The sequence below is a fragment of the Paenibacillus endophyticus genome, assembly GCF_014192395.1.
Lineage (GTDB): Bacteria > Bacillota > Bacilli > Paenibacillales > Paenibacillaceae > Pristimantibacillus > Pristimantibacillus endophyticus.
Window position 1 is genome coordinate 38,052 of the sequence record NZ_JACHXW010000016.1, and the last position, 17,575, is coordinate 55,626.

Genomic DNA, 17,575 nt, shown 5'->3' on the forward strand with positions numbered 1-17,575 from the left:
AACGTATAGAGAAAGGATGAGCTAACTCATATCCTTTCCTATACGTCACGGTGAAACGGCTATCGCCGTCCTTTGGCTGCGCGGCGCGTTTCATTCCGAGGAATATAGAGAATGTATAGCCTAAGCATATACGTTCCTATATTTCAAAAAAAAGGACAAAAGCTGACAGGACACTGCACCGAACGCGTGGTTCGGGGCGCCTATCGCTTTTGCCACAGCACTTTATTTCTTCATCATCATTTTCATGAGTGTTTCCATATTGCTAGAGCTCATTCCGCTAGCCTTTACGGCTTTAACGATATCATTGACTGTCGATTCGGCAACCTTGACCTTTGCCATTTCCGACACCTGCTTAATCAGCTTGCGAAGCTCAGCTTCGTCCTGCATCGTTTCTGATGTTACACCGCTGGCCAGCTTTTTGACTGAGCTCTCGGAAATTGTCTTGCCGGTTTTTTTGTTGATTGAACTGAGAATATCTTTGGAGAAATCCTTCGCCATACCTTACACCTCCAGGATGCGCAAGTGTCTTGCTCCATGCATCATATGAGAAGGCGTTATGTTTGGTGTAGGCGCTGGTCCCTAGCCCAGATCCTCAATTTCATGCGTGCGAAGTCTGCCCATTAGATGTTCTACCGCAGTCCGAGGTGATTTATTCGCGAATAGAACCTCATATAGTTGAAAGGTAATTGGCATTTCGACATCGTATTCCTTAGCCAAGTCATAGGCTGCTCGCGTAGTTTTCACACCTTCTACAACCATACCCATCTTGCTAAGCACGTCTTCAAGCGGTGTACCGTCAGCAAGCATATAGCCCGCGCGCCAGTTCCGGCTGTGTTTGCTTGTGCAGGTAACCACTAGATCGCCTACGCCAGCAAGACCGGCAAAAGTAAGCGGGCTAGCACCCATTGCGGTGCCAAGCCTGCTAATTTCGGCTAGACCGCGCGTTAGCAGCGCTGCTTTCGCATTATCTCCGAATTGCAGGCCGTCAGTCAGTCCTGCCCCCAAAGCAATAATGTTTTTGATCGCACCGGCTACCTCTACGCCAACAACGTCCGGATTCGTGTACACGCGGAAGTCCGTATTCATTAGCGCATCCTGCGCTTGCTCCGCAGACGCTATGCTGGCAGACGCAACAACGACAGTCGTCGGCTGCTTAAGAATCACTTCTTCAGCGTGGCTGGGACCCGAGAGCACGACAAGCTGCTCCTGTGAGCGTCCAAGCTCTTCTGCGAGGACGGTTGTCATCCTCTTCAACGAAGTCGTCTCGAACCCCTTCGTTGCATGCACGACGAGCGTTTCTTCCGACAAATGCACTGCCGCCTGCTTCGCCACCTCGCGCATCGCACCGGATGGTGCTACGAATAAAGCCAGCTCTGCATGCTGAAGTGCAAATTCCATGTCTGTGGTCGCTTGAATACGCGCAGGAAGCATTACTCCAGGCAAAAACTTACTGTTCATGCGGTTCTGGTTGATATCTTCTGCTTGTTCCGCGCTTCTTGTCCACAACTTCACTTGATAGCCGTTACAAGCAAGCACTGATGCTAGTGCGGTGCCCCAGCTGCCCGCTACAAGCACCGCTGCGAACTTTGATGTCTCCCCGAGCTGATTGTTCATGAAACGCTCACTATCCTTTCTTAGCACCTAGCTTGTTTTCCGTTCCTTGAAGCAGCTTTACAATATTCGACCGATGGCGGACGAAAGCAAAGATACAGATCAGAAGACTTGCACATAACAACGGTACTGAAAAATAAAAAATGGATATGAATAATGGCGTTAATGCCGCAAACAAAAGTGAGCCTAAAGAAACATAACGAGTTAAAGCAATGGAAGCGATCGCAACAGCGCCTGCACACAGTGCAGGTACGAAAGCAAGTGTCGCAATAACGCCAACCGTTGTGGCGATGCCCTTGCCGCCTTTGAATCGGAACCAAATCGGCCAGTTATGACCAACAATGGCCGCTAATCCGCACAAAACGGGAATCCAGTCATTCTCTCCGAGCGCATGACCAATCCAAACAGCCGCTACGCCTTTCGCAATATCAAGCACAAATACGAGTATGCCCGGCCCTTTGCCGAGCACCCGCAATGTGTTGGTAGCGCCGGCGTTGCCGCTGCCGTGCTGACGGATGTCAATGCCTTTCACCCATTTTGCAATGACGATGCTGAATGAAACCGAACCTAATAAATAGCTTAAAGCAACCGCAATTACTCCATATAACAAGCTACTTCTCCCCTAATCTTCTTCGGACTTACGACGCGAGAATATTCGTATTGGCGTCCCCTCAAAATTAAACGCTGCACGAATTTTGTTTTCCAAATAACGTTCGTACGAGAAATGCATAATCTCCGGATCATTGACGAAAACAACAATCGTAGGAGGTTTAATCGCTACTTGAGTCACGTAATTAATGCGCAGGCGCTTTCCTTTATCGGACGGAGGCGGATTGATCGCCACCGCATCAGAGATGACATCATTAAGCAGATGCGTTTGAATGCGCATCGCGTGCTGTTCAGAAACATGCTTAACAACCGGCAGCAGCTTTTGTAAGCGCTGTTTAGTCAACGCAGAAAGATAAGCGATTGGAGCATAAGACATGAACAAGAAATGATCACGGATGCTTTGCGAGAACAACTGCATCGTCTTCTCGTCCTTATCAACGACATCCCACTTGTTAACTACAAATATCGATGCTTTACCCGCTTCATGGGCATAGCCGGCGATATGCTTGTCCTGTTCGATAATGCCTTCTTCTCCATTGATCAGTACAAGAACAACATCAGCGCGTTCAATGGCTTTCATCGCACGCATAACGCTGTACTTCTCGGTAGATTCATACACCTTGCCGCGTTTGCGCATACCAGCCGTGTCTATTAGCACATAACGCTGGCCATCGCGCTCGAACGGCGTATCGATTGCATCTCGCGTTGTGCCTGCGACGTCGCTGACAATAACCCGGTCTTCGCCAAGTAGCGCATTCACGAGTGATGATTTACCTACGTTAGGCCGGCCGATTAATGCTACGCGAATAACATCCTCGTCATAGCCGTCATCCGTTTGCTCCGGCAGCAGTGCAACTGCAGCGTCCAGCAAATCGCCGATGCCTAGTCCATGCGAGCCCGAGATTGCGATCGGTTCACCGAAACCCAAACCATAAAACTCATAAACCTCGTCCATTCGGCCTTGGTTGTCCACTTTATTCACTGCAAGCACTACAGGCTTTCCTGAACGGAAAAGCATTTGTGCGACTTCATCATCTGCAAGCGTTAAGCCGGATTTGGCATCGGCCATAAAGATAATCACATCTGCTTCTTCAATGGCAAGCTCAGCCTGCATACGTACAGATTTCATGATTTCATCTTCGCCGTCAATTTCAATACCACCGGTATCAATAATGCTAAACGGTTTGCCATTCCACTCTCCGGTGCCATACAGTCTGTCACGAGTGACTCCCGGTTTATCCTCAACAATTGCTAGACGGTCGCCGATGACCCGATTGAAAATGGTGGATTTACCCACATTCGGACGACCGACGATAGCGATAACGGGTCTTGCCATAGTTTGTTTTCCACTCCTTCAAAAATACTCACGTTAACCATCATAGCAAAAAAGTGCGTTCTTGGCTAACTTTTCATATTACTTGCGGTTGACCAATATAATTGTGCCATTCTTCAAATCATGTGCGCTGGCATCCAATATCTTCTCGAGAAGAAATGCTGTTTTCTCCAACTTGTCTTTCGAATCTTCAATAAAAATGGGAGCTCCGCCCCCGACTGCCTCAAAATGCATGGCCACAATTGCTACGATTTTAGCCATTTTCACCAGCCTCCTTTTTGTTAACAGAAGCTTCTGTAGGCATTCGCACAGCAGACTCCAATATAGGCACTCTCATTATGACTTTCTTGCCTTTCTCCGCATCCATTTCCTGCGGCAAAATAAATACGGCTAATCGCCCATCCTTCATATCCAGCTTGGCCATCGGAATTAGCGCCGGCTCGCCATCGTCACGGTATACGCCTAATATCGTTGCCATATCATAAAGGATAGCCTGTCGCTGTCCGAGATTGCTGATCGTTACTTTTCCGTTTGAATTGTACGGCGTAAGGATAAAACCCATGCCTCGTTCCGCGATAATGTCTTGATTGGCCTTCAAACCAACATTCATAATGTAGATGTCGTCTACGAACAAATCAGGACCGTCGACCTTCACCACGGCAGTATGTACGGCAGCAATATGCGACATTGCTTTTCCCGATTTCAGCTTCTCTACCAGTACCAAGGAAAGCAAACCGGCAACGATGCCTACCCAAACATTTAACATGATCGCGAACAAACTCGTTAGCAAAGCACTCATTATAACTAAGTAATTTCGTCCCTCGAACACCATCGCAATCCCTTCGATATAAGTCGAGCCTCTGCTGACCAGCTCCATGCTGTCAATTTTGGTCAGCGTTTCTCTTTCCATCTTGCGAACATCTCTGAATTGCTGCGCGGCAAGCGAGAGAAACGTAATCGCCGTATAGTCTTTATTGAATAAAGCAGGTACAGCCACAGCGCCGAGCGCTGCAGCAATTACGCCCAATGAAATGTGAATGATTCGCCCATGCGGGTATGTCGGATATTGTCGATAATCCGTTCTAAGCATGAGCAAGCGGGAAATAATCCCAAAGGCGATACCTAACAGAACACCGACTAAAAACTTATTCTGGATGAGATAGTGCTGGATTATGATGAGCGCCCCCCTCTAATTTGCCATAATAGTTCCTGCAATTTCATGCTTGCAGCACGAATCGCTTTTAACAATATGCTGAAAATCCTTGCCGCCGCAAAAGCAATCCAGAAGCTGTCCCACCACCTGAGCTCACCGATATAGCCCATATAACCGCCGGCCTGTAAAAATGCATTAAAGATTTCACCAAGAATGGCTCCACCAGCGATCATAGCAAATTGTTGCTTAGCTTTAGACGCGAAAGCGCCGCAAAACAAGCCTGCAAGCAAGGGAGCATCCCAGTTTGGGTTTATCCAATAAAAAACAGGATCATAGCTGTACATTTTACGGACAAATCCCCAGATTACTGTAATCATCAGCATACATACGAGTAAATAAGTCATATGCCCCCAGCTCTCTGTACCGTTGTTGTACAGTGACAATACGGCTAAGAACAACAGTATGCAGACACCTGCTTGAATTTCAATACCGAATATGTGAAAAGGTAAAAGCCATAAAGACGATACAAGCGCAATGACCATAGAAATAACAGCTGCAACCATCATTCGACGGCTAATATCGGGAGCTACATAGGCCTTCCAGCCTGTTGCCATGAGAATGATTATAATCAATATGATCCATATAGCTTTAAAACCAGGATTCACCTTATACCACCTCTCGTAAACCCTATTATGCACCAAAAAAAAGGAGCTATTCCTGCGATGTTTCGCAGGAATAGCTCCTTTGGCATACATATAAAATTATTTAAGGTTTTTTAGCTTGTCGCCGAAACGCTCAGCAAGTGAGTAGCTCATGCTCTCATTGCTCAAGCTAACGTTTGGATTGTCGATTTTCTCGATTTTTGGCGAACGTGGAGCACGATCAGGTCTAGCGCTAGGAGCCGCTTGCTCTGGTGCTTCTTCTGTTTCTTTGATGCTAAGGCTAACGCGCTTTTCGGAAGGATTGAAGTCAAGAACTTTCGCTTGAACTTCTTGGCCTTCTTGAAGAACCTCGTTAGGCGTAGCGATATGGCGATGTGCGATTTGGGAGATGTGAACTAGACCTTCCACACCTGGAGCGATTTCTACGAAAGCGCCGAATGGTACTAGGCGACGAACTGTACCTGTAACGATATCGCCAATCGCGAATTGAGCGCCTGCAGTATCCCAAGGACCTGGTTGCGCAGCTTTCAAGCTGAGGCTGATTTTGCCTGCAGCCGGATCAACTTTAAGTACTTTAACGCGAACCGCTTGGCCTTCTGCTACAACATCCTTCGGATGTGCAACATGCTGCCATGATAGCTCGGAAACGTGTACAAGGCCGTCGATGCCGCCGATATCAACGAATGCGCCGAACGGTGTAAGACGTTGAACCGTTCCGTCAAGCTCTTGACCAACTTCAAGCGCGGCAATAACTTGCTTTTTGCTTTGCTCGAATTCGCCATCAAGCACTTCTTTTTGGGAAAGAATAACTTTGTTGTTCTCACGATCGATTTCTTTAACCTTCACGCGAAGCGTGCGGCCTTTGTAATCGGAGAAATCTTCAACGAAGTGACGCTCAACCATAGAAGCAGGAATAAATCCGCGAACGCCTACATCAGCTACAAGTCCGCCTTTTACTACGTCTGCAACGGCAACTTCGAATACTTCGCCGCTTTCAAAGCGCTGCTCAAGAACATCCCAAGCTTTCTCGCCGTCAACTTGACGTTTCGAAAGAACAAGCTTTTCTTTCTCATCATCAATGCTGACTACTTTAAGCTCTACTTCTTGACCGATTTGAACAGCGTCCGTAGCGTTCTCGATCTGCACAGCAGAAAGCTCACGAATCGGAATAACACCGTCATATTTATATCCAAGGCTTACATAAGCTTGGTTATCTTCGATTTTGACGATTGTACCTTTAACGGAATCGCCTTTTTTCAAAGACACGAAATTATCCAAAGCGTCTTGGCTTACTTCTTCCGCCACGGATTCTTGCACATTAGTTTCTTCTGACATTGAAATAACCTCCTCAGTTCATACCCCAACTTTATTTAAATCCGCAAGCGCCTAGAGCGAATGCAGCATTTAAAACATACATTAACGATTGTTTGCAGCTAACTCGCGAATGCGAGCCATAATGGCATCTGTTACTTGTTCAAGCATATCAGGTGATGATTCTTCAATAAGTGCAGTAAGATCAACAGGCTTGCCGTAACATACGATAATTTTGCTAAATGGTTTATACTTCCCGACAATAGCCACAGGTACTACTGCGGCGCCGCTGCGAACGGCAATCATGGCTGCGCCTTTCTTGGCCGCTCCAGATTGGTTGTTGCGCGATCCTTCTGGGAAAATCCCCATTACATTGCCTTCTTTTAGCAGAGTAATCGCAGCTTTGATAGCATCCTTGCTCACACCCCCGCGTTTCACAGGGAATGCGCCAAACGCACGAATAAGTGGTCCGAACACCGGAACTTTGAACAATTCCTCTTTCGCCATGAAATATACTTTGCGCTTTACCTTGACTCCCACTGTAGGAGGATCAAAGTTGCTCAAGTGATTCGAGGCAAGTACGACCGGGCCTGAAGTCGGAATATTCTCCGTTCCTCTAGCTTCCAATCGGAAAAGGAGCGTGTAAATGACACGCAATAGAAACCGGAAAATAAGGTATAACATAGTTTACTTCGCCTCCGCCAATTTGGTTCGGCTTAATTTCACAATTGCATGAATGACTTCATCAATTGTCATGGCGGTGCTGTCGAGTACGATCGCGTCCGGCGCACAAATAAGCGGCGAAATGTCGCGTTGCTCGTCCAAGCGGTCACGCTCGGCGATCTCGGTTTCGAGCTGTGCAAGTGTAATGCTTTGAGAGTCCACTATTTCACGGTAACGGCGAAGTGCCCGTTCCTTAACGGATGCAGTTAAGAAAATCTTCAACTCCGCTTGCGGCAGTACGTGTGACCCGATATCTCTGCCGTCCATTACGACGCCCTTGCGTTCAGCGAGCTTGCGCTGCATGATTCCAAGAACTTCACGAACGGTTTCATTCGCAGCGATGTGAGAAACTTGAAGCGTTACCTCGCGCGTGCGAATCAATGCGGTTACGTCTTCGCCATTCACAAATACGGACTGACCTTGCTCGCCTGGCTCTAGCTCAATCTCCAATGATTTTACTAAATCCGCTAGCTTGGCTGTTTGCTCAACCGTTACTCTTGCCCGCTGTGCCATGAGTGTTACAGCCCGGTACATAGAGCCCGTGTCAATATACACATATCCAAGCTGTTCGGCGACTTTCCGTGCAACCGAGCTCTTGCCCGCGCCTGCCGGCCCGTCAATCGCAATGATCATACGGTCATTGTCACCTTCTTGATGCACCACCTAAGGTCAACCCCCTTTTTAGTAGAGACGGCTGGCCGAATGCATGTAAGAATGCGACGCAAACCTCTCAAGAAAAAAGCAGGCTTTGCCTGCGAACGTGAAAATTATACCACACTATATCCGGAGATGCAAAAGCGGAGCGTTAGTTCAAGCGGACTCCTTCCCGCTGATCTACGCCCGTTAGCCAATGCCGAACAGCATGATTTTGCAGTGCTGCTTGCGAACATACCAATAAAATAACAAGCGTAATAATGATTTTACGTAATATTGCACTAACCTCATCCGTTAGCTTAATCATGGTATCGGTATTCTTTTTGCGAGAAAACCATTTTTTCAGCATACGGAAACCAGCCTCCTGTTTATGGCTAGTTTTCCATATCTTTCACAAATTATTCACCGATTTCGGAATTCAAGCTGTTTCTCAAAGCAAAAGCGGATAATCTTCTGCCGTTCTGAATCATTAATGCTCGCATATTTGATCATCGCTTGTTTTCTACCGGATTCCAGATCGACTACACGAACGACTTCCCCTTTGAAAAAAGCATGATCAATGCTTCCGTTCTTAAACGGAACCAATAGCCAGCAATCCAGAAGCTGTTCAGAGGCGAGCTGCCATTTCCCATCGCATATAAATGAGATTCCTCCGCCGCCAACATCGTCCGTTTCGCATACGAACCTTAAATTGCCTTGTGTTTTAACTGCTATTTCAAGCTCTGCAGGCACGCGTAAAAAGCTGCGGCGCTGCACCTTCGTAATCCGATCAAGCTCCGGCTTGCGGATCTTGATGAGTTTAACGCCATCCTCTACAAATCCGAGCACATGGGAATCGAAAAAGTTTTTGATCCCATCCTCCGTTACGAAATAAACAGATAGCTCGTCACCAAGAAACAGCCTCTTGTAGCGGCCCGTTTTCTCGCTAATCGGAACCTCAATTAAGATACCATCCTCTTGCTCATCCGCAATACGTGATTTGTATTCAATAGAAGCTTCCTCTTCGTCCGAAGAAGCTATCTGAAAATGCAGCATTTGGTTCATTTTAGGCAACAAATTGGCTCCCCCCCATTATACATGCCATTATAGCACGTCGAATTGAGGGGAGCCATATCGTTATTTGTCTGAAGCTGCCTTGGAATCATAAGGAGACATTTCCTCAATCGATTCTTCTAAGCCTGTCTCGGAATTGATGTAAATACGGTATAACGAACCGTTGATTCTTCCGCTGTATTCGTAACACAAAACCTCTTCGCCCAAATCATTGTCAATCAAGGCCAATAGCTCTGATTGCACCTTCATCTCCGGGTTAAGCGCCTTCCTTGCCTCTGCCTTCGATATAATCGGACTTGGCAGCTTGCGTTTGTGATGCTCATAAACGTAGTCATTTGCTTGCAGGCCAACCGTTTGGCCATTATCCAATGCGACCTTTACCGTCAGCTTATCCGGGTAAATGAGCACTCCGCTTTGAACGCTGACATAGGTGAATGCCCCCATATTGCTATGTGCATCGTAGCTTACAGCTTTCATATTGGAAAAGCCATGCTTATCCAAAAATGAATCGGCAGACGCTCTAGCTTTCTCAAGATCAATCTTTTTCTCGCCAATATCGCGTGAATTCATAAACCAGATGAGCTGACCACCTTTTTGCGTAAAGTCCATTTGGAGCTTTTGATCCTTGCTTTCATTTACTGTTGCGGAATAAGATGCGTATTCGGTGCCTTTCGCATTTTCGACAATACGAATATCGGCATTTGGTTTGTTTGTAAATTTAGCTGCCAGCTTCTTCACCTGTTCAGCCGTAACCAAATTGCCGCCAAGCATTTTTATCGTCCGTTTTTGATACATGCTGCTTACGGAAGGGCCCCAGTTGATCTCTGGATATTCGCTTACTTTTTTATCCACCGTCTTAAAGCCGTCCACGATCGTATTGTCGTTTTTCTCCTTTTCCGAAGCAAGGGCAATCTCCACATCCATCCAGCGAAGATTATTAGCCAGAACTTCCTTCTGCATGCCGATTAGATCCTTGGATATTTGCTCCGAGTTCGCGTACAGCGTCTTCATTGTTTTGAACTCGTCCTGCGTGAGCGGCTGCTTCGTTAAATCGCGAACTGCCGTTTTGTATGCGAAATTGGCAATGCGCGATAGGAAATCCTCTGCTTCATTAAAGGGAAGCATCGTTAATGGCAGCTGGTTGATTTCGTTCTGAGCCTGGCTCGTTAAGCGCCATACGTTAACCAGTCCTTTTCGGTGATAGCTTTGCGAGGTCGAGTTCACTGCCAGTGTCGTGCCAAGCTGCTGGTGAAGCTGCTCCACATGGAAAGTTAAATCATGAAAGGCGCGTTGATATTGATTCTCCGCTTTGATCAATATCGAATTTTTCTCCTGATGTTCTTGGTAGCCCCAATAGATTGCGCCGATGAACAGCAAGGACATAAAGGGAAAGAGGATTGAGCTAAGTCGATGGTACATAATACAAAAGCTCCTTTCTTGTGCAAAACCTGGTTTTAGTTTGGTTTGCCCAAGGGAGCTTTATACATCCATCTATATAATTGTAACAGCTTCCTTTTTTCCCCTAAGGTGAAACAGTCGCTATCGCCGAACTTTGGCGGTGCGGATCGTTTCATTCCGAGAAATATAGAGAATGTACAGCCTAATGATATACATTCCTATATTTTAAAAAACGCTATGTTCTTCAATGTCAAGATCATTGGCGTTGTTGCAAATGCATTGCTTAAAGCCGGTATCAATCATGCCCTTATCCCGCCGTCCGCGAAGGACAAACTTTTCTCCGCACATATTGCACCGGATTGTCACCTTAATTCTGGCAGCCTCCATAAGCTCCTCCTCAGCCATTATTCGTATGCCATTCGCATAGGCATAGCTATATAATGTCAGTATAGACGGATCAGCTATAGTTTAACCTCATCTTCCCGGACCAAAAATCGAAATGGAGAGCGTGAGTTGGCATGACTCATTTTACGAAGCCCCCATACCCATAACCCAATCATAAAGGGAATAATGAACCACATCCAATTCGTACGGACGGTGATCATGATCCAGTCGTACGTGCCGTGCAAAAGAATGGGCAGCAGCAACGAAATCGCCAAGAAATAATTTCTTTTATTCGTCGGAGCGAACTTCGCTTTGCCTAAATAGTAGCCCATCATGACCCCAAACAAAGCATGGCCTGATACAGGCAATAGCGCCCTGACGAGAAGCGTGCCAAAGGTCGCAGGCGAATATATCGCATACAGAACATTCTCAAGCGTTGCGAAGCCAAGTGATATCGAAGAAGCATATACGATTCCATCATACGGTTCATCAAATTCCGTATGATTGTAAATGACATGGTACAGCACGAACCATTTTACCAATTCCTCTACTCCTGCCGACTCTCCAAATGCAAATACGAGTGGATGGTCACCTAGCCATAACTGAAGGCCGCGTTGGATAACCATAATGGGGACAACGACAAGAATACCAAGCACAAACATCCTAGCAACCATGTGTATAGGCTCGGCTTCGTAACGGTCCCTCAAATATAAATAAGTGAGCAGCGATACGCCTGGCGCTACCGCTGCGGTCAATACGGAGAGAAACAGCATTTAGTCCCTACTTTCTTACACCCAGCCTCGAAAGCGAACCGCTTCGGCTAATTTGCGGACACCCGCCATATAAGCCGCGAGCCGCATATCAACCTTCCGGGTGCGATGTATTTCATACACTTGGTTAAACCCTCGTATCATCATGAGCATCAGCTTGTCATCCACCTCTTGCTCATCCCAATAATATCCTTGATTGTTCTGAACCCATTCGAAGTACGATACGATAACTCCGCCGCTGCTTGCTAGAACATCCGGGATGAGAAGCACGCCTCTGTCTGACAATATTTTTGTTGCCTCAAGTGTTGTCGGACCATTCGCTGCCTCCACGACAATAGAAGCTCGTATAAGAGACGCGTTTTGATCCGTAATTTGATTTTCGATGGCTGCTGGCACAAGCACATCGCAATCAAGCTCAAGCAATTGATCATTCGTAATGGTTTGGCTGAATAAATTCGTTACATTGCCGAAGGAATCCCTTCGATCGAGCAGATATTCAATATCCAGCCCCTCTTCATTATACAACGCCCCGTTCACATCGGAAATACCTATCACCCGCGCACCTGCCTCATGCATGAATTTGGCAAGGTAACTTCCGGCATTCCCGAACCCTTGAATGACGATTCGCGCATCCTTCATTTCGATCTGCTTAATGCGCAGCGCCTCTTGAATCATGATTACAACTCCGCGCGCTGTCGCGGTCTCGCGCCCCTTGGAACCGCCAAGCACCAATGGTTTCCCTGTGATGAAGCCTGGAGAATCAAATTCCCGAATCCGACTGTACTCGTCCATCATCCAAGCCATAATCTGCGAATTGGTCATAACATCCGGCGCTGGAATATCTTTGTTCGGGCCTACGATTTGACTCACCGCTCGGACATACCCCCGACTTAAGCGTTCAATTTCCCTGAATGACATGTTGCGAGGATCGCAAATAACGCCACCTTTGCCACCGCCATAAGGCAAATCTGCGATACCGCATTTCAAGCTCATCCAGATGGACAATGCTTTAACCTCATTTTCAGTAACGTCTGGATGAAACCGAACGCCCCCTTTGGTTGGTCCGACCGCATCGTTATGCTGGGAACGATAACCCGTAAAAACCTTTGTTGTTCCATCGTCCATCCTCACTGGGATCCGCACGGTTAGCAGCCTTAGCGGCTCCTTCAATAGGTCAATCATATCCTGATCATAGCCAAGCCTGCGAAGCGCTTGTTCAATTACGATTTGAGTAGAATGCAACACATCGTTTGCTTTATTATTACTCATTCCATTCACCGCCTTTGTCTACATCTAATATGAACGCCTTTCCCTTGCGGTATTCCATTAATAGGACAATTACAAAGAAGAAGAGCACCTTGCAGACAAAAATCAGCCTGCAGATGCTCTTTCAGTGGTCAACTTGCTAAAATTTAAAATGATTACATATTTCCCCTACTGCTTTCTCGGGCATAATCACTTTTCCGTATTCTTCCAGCATTGCATAGGTGACAGAGGTTGCCTCTCCGTACTCAGCAAGCAAAGCTATGACTGCATTATGCCTGGAAACATCGATCAAAGCTGGCTCTAATGCCAGTATATACTTGCCATTATAAGAATAAAGCCGTCCGTCATCAGTAAGCGCGGAGCTTTGCAATTGCTTGCATACTGAGATGACATCCTCGAATTCGCGGAAAGCATACATCACGATATCGCTTTGTTCAAGCGTCACTTCCATCTCGTATATTTCGTCGTCCGTGTCGTCATCTTCGGTTGCCCGATCGCCTGCATGACTATTCATTTTGCCACGGGTGACAATCACTACCATACCTTGCGCGGGGAGGGCAAACACTTCGACCGCTAATGGGCCGCTGGCGTCGAATCCAAGTTCACTATATGCTTGATCCATCATTTCACTGAATAGTTCGTGTACTTTTGGAATTTCGCGCCACATGTCGTCCTTCTGGATCCCCCGTTCCAGCAGGTCGTCGAACGTCAGGAAAATCCGTATCTTATCCTGGCTCAGTCGTTCGATTTTCATGACAGGATCCTCCTCTGCAGCATCTGTTGTAATAACGTATGATTTTTTTAGTTAGATGTGATCAAATTTGATCAAATCGTGCTATGTATCTACTTTATCATTTCTTTTCGTTGAATGCACTAATAATGAACGAAAAAAAGAATCGTCTGGACGCATCGCATTTCTGCTTCGCGTCCAAACGACCCCATGTTATCACTGCCATATTAATGGGCTATTGCTGACGATTCCGCTTTGATCTTTTCAGCTTCACGTTTCAATGACGGATCACTGTTTACGATCGTTTCAATCTGTTCCCAAGCGGCTTCTGATTTTACGGCGGTATCGTCTGAATGCTTTGGGGAGAATGCTGAGGCATCTTCCCTCATCGATTTTCTCATGATTTTGGAAACGGATTTGCGTGCAACGGAGGAACAAACGTCGGATACCGCATGAGCCGCCCAAGCAACTGCGCCTGGCTGCTTGCGCGAGACATATACGGTTGCTGCCGCGCCAATTAATCCACCAACCAAGAATCCACTTAATTTCATAATCGTGTACACCTCTTCCTTGTTCAGCATTCGTCTTCATGGGTTAGTTTGACCGCATCGCTTGGACGTCATTCTGATTAAAATAAGGAAATCATCCTAATCCTCGATTTGGGCCAATATGATACAATGAGGTCTATTCAGCATGAAAATAACACCCTTTGGAGGTTTACTTACATGAAGCATAACCATTTGATCATATGTTTAATTTTTGTCAGCTTACTCCTTTCATCATGTACATCAAGCAGCACTAACGAGAATACCGCTGTATCCAGCGAAGCCTCCAAGACCGAATTCCCTTCCTCTGCTGCTGCTTCTCCCGCACCTGCTGCCAGTGCGCCAACAGCAAGCCCGGACCCAACTCCTGAGTTGAAGGAAACAGCGGATGTCACAAAGCCTGACTTTCTTTATAGGATGAGTGAAGCCTACCGCTTTGTTCCGATTGAAGCAAATACACCGGACAAAGTCGTATTGCTGACATTCGATGACGGACCGAAGGACCTAGATGTCCTTACAAGCCTGCTAGATACTCTAGACCAACACAATGCCAAGGCCATATTTTTTGTAAATGGCTATCGCGTGAAGCAAAACCCTGATTTGTTGACCATCATACATGAACGCGGTCAAACAATTGGCAATCACTCTTGGGATCACATCAACCTAAAGGAAGAAAAACAAGATGTCGTCGAAAAACAACTTAATGATGTTCAGACAGCGGTTCAAGCACTAATTGGCACAAAGCCTATATTCTTTCGTCCTCCATACGGCTCCGGAAGCGACCTTGTCAAGAAAATAGCAAAAGACCACGGCATGCTGTACATGACGTGGTCCAATGGTTCCCTTGATTGGGATAAGTCTGCTAAAGATAAGCCCGAGGTTGTCATTAAAAATGTGATGGACCAGCTTCATCCTGGAGCGAACATTCTTATGCACGAGCTAAAGTGGACAGCTGAAGGGCTCGATGAACTGCTGACAAAACTCGAGAATAAAGGCTATGGATTTATTGATCCTTCAAGCATCAAGCTTAATCCGTAAACTTAGTACCGTACCAGAATAAGCCGGCAACCAAGCTGACGAATAGTACAAAAAGAAGATTATAATACCATTTCGTTACTTTATAATTACTCGAAGGATGTTTTTTTCGCCTAGGCGGCAGAGCTTCTCCTTCATTGGAATCCGTTCCGATGCTGGGCGAATTTGCCGCCTTATCCTGCTGCCTGTTTCCCCTCGAATTTCCAAACTTTTCTTTCCTGCTCATGACTCCCTCCTGAAACGTATGATCAACCCCATTATGAAATCAATTAAGAAATGAGCGATAATCGGAGCAAGAATCGAACCGGATTGCATATAAATCCATCCTAATCCATAGCTGATTGAGAAAACGAGCCCGGTAGGAATCCAATGCTTCAGATACCTTACATGAATAGTAGCAAAAATGATGCTCGTCCAATAGGGACCAATGGCATGTTGTATCGCTCCGCGAAAAAGTAGTTCCTCACAAATCGCAACAACAAGGGATATAACTGCAATATGCCAGACAGGTCTTTTTCGAAAAATTCGGTCGTTCACCCCGCCGTCATCGGCTGCTTCCTCCGGTACAAACCTGGAAATAAGCAAATCGACAAGGATTACCGCCGCTGCGAGACCTGCTCCCCAGTAGACAAAGGAAAGCTCCTTCGGTGGCGTGAACATGTGAAACAAATTTTGGTGCTGAAATAAAACCCACACTAAACCGATAATAAAAGTAAAAGCTTGTGTGGCGTATAAATTAATGAGAAGCATACGGTCATCCAGATCGTCAACGGACACCTTTCGAACGCGAATGTTGCGAATATCAAATTTTTTCATAGCTAACCGCCTGTCTGGAACGTTCTTATTTTCTTTTAAGACCTTTTCACCTATACTGATAGGACTAATCGACAGCCTAATTTTTTTACATAGAAGGAGATAGAGAGAGATGGAAAAAAGATTAACCGCTACGGCAATGTTATTTAGTATTGGATTTGTTTTCATGCTCGTTTGCGCAGTAGGCGCCTTTTTCTACGGCATTCAAATTGGCAGTGAAAAAACAGAAGCCAAGTATGAAAAGGAAGAGCTTGGCGCAAAAAACGCTGCAGCAACTGTAAGCCCTTACCAGCAGCAAGATTTGGTCTCTTTCTATCATACTGTATTTTTGCCTTACCGTGAATTTCAAAACGAATGGTTCGCTGCAATGAATAAGCTGTTGCAAGGAAAAACAAATGATGCAACTTCCATGTTCAAAGACTTGGCTAGCCTAGCCGAAGAGAAAGCGAAGGATGCAAGCTCAGTTGATATGCAAAGGTCTCCGTTGCTAGGACAAGCCCAGGTCAGCTATATCAGAAGCCTTAAGCTATTCAAGGATGCCTCAACTAAGGCAGCTACGAGCTCCAAAACTTTAGCGATCAACGAGCTTAAGAAAAATATCGAGCAAGAAAAAAATTATTTATCGGCTTCACAATTCGCGCTTAGCGCGCAGCAAGCTTATTACTCAGCCATGTTGAAATGGGCAGCTACCGTCGATCTTGATATCCCAGCTGAGTACAAATCTCCATCCCTGCTTCAGCTGACGCAGTGGAAGGATCTCACGATCACGATAAAAAACAAGCTGATGGCTGATCAGCTCATGACTCGTAAAAAGCTGACAAGCTACTATCCTCAGGACTTGACGAGCCGAGTAGATGAGTTCATTGATTCCGGGCAACCAGCCAAAATGAAGGTGCATACCGTGTCCGCAGTCGTTGACCTTCTCATTAATACCGAAGCCGTTCGTACAGGTGACTTTACCGAAAGTAAATTACGGTTCTATCAGCATGAATTGCTGCCGCAGCTTCCATTCTTTACTTCCGATACCAATTAATTTGGTTATGAATTAGTATCCATTAATCGTATTGAAATCCTTGTAACGAGGCTATAGCTGCCATCCCGCCGGTAACGTTGTGGAGACTGCTGTAGCCTTGTTTTTCTAAGTATTCGCATACCGCAGCGCTGCGTACTCCGTGAGCGCATACGATATAGATAGGTTTCGTATCCATTAGTTCGTTTAAGCGATTAGGGATCGTATTCATCGGTATTAGAACAGAGGTCTCCAAATGGTAATAATCCCATTCAAACTCTTCCCTGACATCGATAAGTTGATTCGCCGCTATTTGTCCGTTTTCCAATAAATCAAGCATGAATTGCGCTGTCACATCCTGCCAATTCCTCATGAATAAAGACCTCCCCTGTCGTATTTTGCAGCTTATGATGCTAGAATCATAACGAAATTTTCACATTTCAGCAAGTTTGAGGATTGCTTTTGTCCACCCCGTTGCATTAAAATAGAAAAGTCTGAGATCGATGATCAAACTCT

At 46.1% G+C, this 17,575-nt stretch carries 22 protein-coding genes; 2 read left to right on the forward strand and 20 right to left on the reverse strand.

Annotated elements, in window-relative coordinates; translation table 11 throughout:
- Window positions 1-222: 222 nt before the first annotated feature.
- The 17 genes from FHS16_RS21915 to FHS16_RS21995 form a co-directional block, all read right to left on the reverse strand.
- Complete coding sequence (locus FHS16_RS21915; RefSeq protein WP_183567796.1) at window positions 223-498, reverse strand: stage VI sporulation protein F; 276 nt, start codon at window positions 496-498, stop codon at window positions 223-225.
- A gap of 81 nt (window positions 499-579) precedes the next feature.
- Window positions 580-1,614, reverse strand: coding sequence for an NAD(P)H-dependent glycerol-3-phosphate dehydrogenase (locus tag FHS16_RS21920; RefSeq protein ID WP_183567799.1), 1,035 nt, complete (start codon window positions 1,612-1,614; stop codon window positions 580-582).
- A gap of 10 nt (window positions 1,615-1,624) precedes the next feature.
- Window positions 1,625-2,221, reverse strand: a complete 597-nt coding sequence (gene plsY / locus FHS16_RS21925) for a glycerol-3-phosphate 1-O-acyltransferase PlsY (protein ID WP_183567802.1) — start codon at window positions 2,219-2,221, stop codon at window positions 1,625-1,627.
- A gap of 12 nt (window positions 2,222-2,233) precedes the next feature.
- A complete protein-coding gene (gene der / locus FHS16_RS21930) occupies window positions 2,234-3,556 on the reverse strand; it encodes a ribosome biogenesis GTPase Der (RefSeq protein ID WP_183567805.1) in 1,323 nt (440 codons plus the stop codon).
- 78 nt (window positions 3,557-3,634) lie between these two features.
- Complete coding sequence (locus tag FHS16_RS21935; protein ID WP_183567808.1) at window positions 3,635-3,814, reverse strand: capping complex subunit for YIEGIA; 180 nt, start codon at window positions 3,812-3,814, stop codon at window positions 3,635-3,637.
- Window positions 3,807-4,724, reverse strand: coding sequence for a YIEGIA family protein (locus FHS16_RS21940; protein ID WP_183568141.1), 918 nt, complete (start codon window positions 4,722-4,724; stop codon window positions 3,807-3,809). Before FHS16_RS21940 ends, FHS16_RS21935 begins: the two co-directional genes overlap by 8 nt.
- Window positions 4,724-5,371 (reverse strand): YphA family membrane protein, encoded by a 648-nt coding sequence (locus FHS16_RS21945; protein WP_183567811.1) that lies wholly within the window; start codon window positions 5,369-5,371, stop codon window positions 4,724-4,726. The genes FHS16_RS21940 and FHS16_RS21945 overlap by 1 nt, the downstream gene beginning before the upstream one ends.
- Before the next feature lie 96 nt (window positions 5,372-5,467).
- Complete coding sequence (gene rpsA / locus FHS16_RS21950) at window positions 5,468-6,703, reverse strand: 30S ribosomal protein S1 (protein WP_183567814.1); 1,236 nt, start codon at window positions 6,701-6,703, stop codon at window positions 5,468-5,470.
- Window positions 6,704-6,784: 81 nt separating this feature from the next.
- On the reverse strand, window positions 6,785-7,363 hold the full coding sequence (locus FHS16_RS21955) for a lysophospholipid acyltransferase family protein (RefSeq protein WP_183567817.1): 579 nt from the start codon (window positions 7,361-7,363) through the stop codon (window positions 6,785-6,787).
- Window positions 7,364-7,366: 3 nt separating this feature from the next.
- Window positions 7,367-8,035, reverse strand: coding sequence for a (d)CMP kinase (gene cmk, locus FHS16_RS21960; protein WP_183568144.1), 669 nt, complete (start codon window positions 8,033-8,035; stop codon window positions 7,367-7,369).
- Window positions 8,036-8,207: 172 nt separating this feature from the next.
- The gene (locus tag FHS16_RS21965; protein WP_183567820.1) at window positions 8,208-8,405 is read right to left on the reverse strand and encodes a hypothetical protein; all 198 of its coding nucleotides are present in this window, start codon (window positions 8,403-8,405) and stop codon (window positions 8,208-8,210) included.
- Window positions 8,406-8,458: 53 nt separating this feature from the next.
- Window positions 8,459-9,112 (reverse strand): flagellar brake protein, encoded by a 654-nt coding sequence (locus tag FHS16_RS21970; RefSeq protein WP_183567824.1) that lies wholly within the window; start codon window positions 9,110-9,112, stop codon window positions 8,459-8,461.
- Between the two features lie 60 nt (window positions 9,113-9,172).
- A complete protein-coding gene (gene ypeB / locus FHS16_RS21975) occupies window positions 9,173-10,528 on the reverse strand; it encodes a germination protein YpeB (protein WP_183567827.1) in 1,356 nt (451 codons plus the stop codon).
- Window positions 10,529-10,968: 440 nt separating this feature from the next.
- Window positions 10,969-11,664 (reverse strand): glutamic-type intramembrane protease PrsW, encoded by a 696-nt coding sequence (gene prsW, locus FHS16_RS21980; RefSeq protein ID WP_183567830.1) that lies wholly within the window; start codon window positions 11,662-11,664, stop codon window positions 10,969-10,971.
- Window positions 11,665-11,679: 15 nt separating this feature from the next.
- The gene (locus FHS16_RS21985; protein ID WP_183567833.1) at window positions 11,680-12,930 is read right to left on the reverse strand and encodes a Glu/Leu/Phe/Val family dehydrogenase; all 1,251 of its coding nucleotides are present in this window, start codon (window positions 12,928-12,930) and stop codon (window positions 11,680-11,682) included.
- 136 nt (window positions 12,931-13,066) lie between these two features.
- Window positions 13,067-13,681, reverse strand: coding sequence for a genetic competence negative regulator (locus tag FHS16_RS21990; RefSeq protein WP_183567835.1), 615 nt, complete (start codon window positions 13,679-13,681; stop codon window positions 13,067-13,069).
- 203 nt (window positions 13,682-13,884) lie between these two features.
- Window positions 13,885-14,208, reverse strand: a complete 324-nt coding sequence (locus FHS16_RS21995; protein ID WP_183567838.1) for a hypothetical protein — start codon at window positions 14,206-14,208, stop codon at window positions 13,885-13,887.
- Between the two features lie 174 nt (window positions 14,209-14,382).
- On the opposite strand from FHS16_RS21995, the gene FHS16_RS22000 reads away from it, so the two are divergent.
- The gene (locus FHS16_RS22000) at window positions 14,383-15,240 is read left to right on the forward strand and encodes a polysaccharide deacetylase family protein (protein ID WP_183567841.1); all 858 of its coding nucleotides are present in this window, start codon (window positions 14,383-14,385) and stop codon (window positions 15,238-15,240) included.
- Here FHS16_RS22000 and FHS16_RS22005 read toward each other — a convergent pair.
- Both FHS16_RS22005 and FHS16_RS22010 read right to left on the reverse strand, forming a co-directional pair.
- A complete protein-coding gene (locus FHS16_RS22005; protein WP_183567844.1) occupies window positions 15,230-15,463 on the reverse strand; it encodes a hypothetical protein in 234 nt (77 codons plus the stop codon). The genes FHS16_RS22000 and FHS16_RS22005 overlap by 11 nt on opposite strands.
- Window positions 15,460-16,053: a CPBP family intramembrane glutamic endopeptidase gene (locus FHS16_RS22010; protein WP_183567847.1), complete on the reverse strand. Its 594-nt coding sequence runs from the start codon at window positions 16,051-16,053 to the stop codon at window positions 15,460-15,462. Before FHS16_RS22010 ends, FHS16_RS22005 begins: the two co-directional genes overlap by 4 nt.
- Window positions 16,054-16,162: 109 nt before the next feature.
- Here FHS16_RS22010 and FHS16_RS22015 point away from each other — a divergent pair, with 109 nt between their 5' ends.
- Window positions 16,163-17,083, forward strand: coding sequence for a hypothetical protein (locus tag FHS16_RS22015; protein ID WP_183567850.1), 921 nt, complete (start codon window positions 16,163-16,165; stop codon window positions 17,081-17,083).
- 22 nt (window positions 17,084-17,105) lie between these two features.
- On the opposite strand, the gene FHS16_RS22020 is transcribed toward FHS16_RS22015, so the two are convergent.
- Window positions 17,106-17,432 (reverse strand): rhodanese-like domain-containing protein, encoded by a 327-nt coding sequence (locus FHS16_RS22020; protein WP_183567853.1) that lies wholly within the window; start codon window positions 17,430-17,432, stop codon window positions 17,106-17,108.
- Window positions 17,433-17,575 lie beyond the last annotated feature (143 nt).